General features: G+C 58.0%; 1 rRNA gene. It reads left to right on the top strand.

Annotated elements, in window-relative coordinates:
• Positions 1-52 precede the first annotated feature (52 nt).
• A 23S ribosomal RNA gene (locus tag BMY88_RS24230) occupies positions 53-1,354 on the top strand; the annotation flags it as partial.

Below are 1,354 nucleotides of genomic sequence, written 5' to 3'. Positions count from 1 at the left end.
CGCTGCTCTTCGGAGTGGGGGTGTGGGGGTTCGTGGTTTGTAGGTTTTGTGTGGCCAAGTTGTTAAGGGCACACGGTGGATGCCTGGGCACCAGGAGCCGATGAAGGACGTAGGAGGCTGCGATAAGCCTCGGGGAGCTGCCAACCGAGCGTTGATCCGAGGATGTCCGAATGGGGGAACCCCGCACCAGTCATGTGGTGTGACCCGCGCCTGAACACATAGGGCGTGTGGAGGGAACGTGGGGAAGTGAAACATCTCAGTACCCACAGGAAGAGAAAACAACAGTGATTCCGTGAGTAGTGGCGAGCGAAAGCGGAAGAGGCTAAACCGTTTCCATGTGATAGCCGGCAGGCGTTGTGGGAACGGGGTCGTGGGACCGCTCAGTGCCTTCTGCCGAGGGCGCAGGGAGTCAGAAAGACGGCGTGTTAGTGGAAGGCCTTCTGGAACGGGTCGCCGTAGAGGGTGAGAGCCCCGTACACGAAAACTGCCGTCCTCCCGAGCGTGTTTCCCAAGTAGCACCGAGCCCGTGAAATTCGGTGTGAATCTGGCGGGACCACCCGCTAAGCCTGAATACTCCCTGGTGACCGATAGCGGACAAGTACCGTGAGGGAAAGGTGAAAAGTACCCCGGGAGGGGAGTGAAATAGTACCTGAAACCGTGTGCCTACAAGCCGTGAGAGCCTTAGCCATTTCGGTGGCGGGGTGATTGCGTGCCTTTTGAAGAATGAGCCTGCGAGTTAGTGGTACGTGGCGAGGTTAACCCGTGTGGGGTAGCCGTAGCGAAAGCGAGTCCGAACAGGGCGTTTCAGTCGCGTGCTCTAGACCCGAAGCCGAGTGATCTACCCATGGCCAGGTTGAAGCGCGGGTAAGACCGCGTGGAGGACCGAACCCACTTAGGTTGAAAACTGAGGGGATGAGCTGTGGGTAGGGGTGAAAGGCCAATCAAACTCGGTGATAGCTGGTTCTCCCCGAAATGCATTTAGGTGCAGCGTCACGTGTTTCTTGCCGGAGGTAGAGCACTGGATGGCCGATGGGCCCCACAAGGTTACTGACGTCAACCAAACTCCGAATGCCGGTAAGTGAGAGCGTGGCAGTGAGACTGCGGGCGATAAGGTTCGTAGTCGAGAGGGAAACAGCCCAGATCATCGGCTAAGGCCCCTAAGCGTGTGCTAAGTGGAAAAGGATGTGGGATCGCAGAGACAACCAGGAGGTTGGCTTAGAAGCAGCCACCCTTGAAAGAGTGCGTAATAGCTCACTGGTCAAGTGGTTCCGCGCCGACAATGTAGCGGGGCTCAAGCACACCGCCGAAGCCGTGGCATTCATGCGTTAGCCCGCCTGTTCTCCTTGCGAGGACG

It is taken from the genome of Trujillonella endophytica (genome assembly GCF_900110555.1).
In the GTDB taxonomy this organism is placed as follows: Bacteria; Actinomycetota; Actinomycetes; order Mycobacteriales; family Geodermatophilaceae; genus Trujillonella; species Trujillonella endophytica.
Note: the sequence above shows the minus strand (reverse complement) of the source record. Positions and strands in the feature narration are given on the sequence as shown.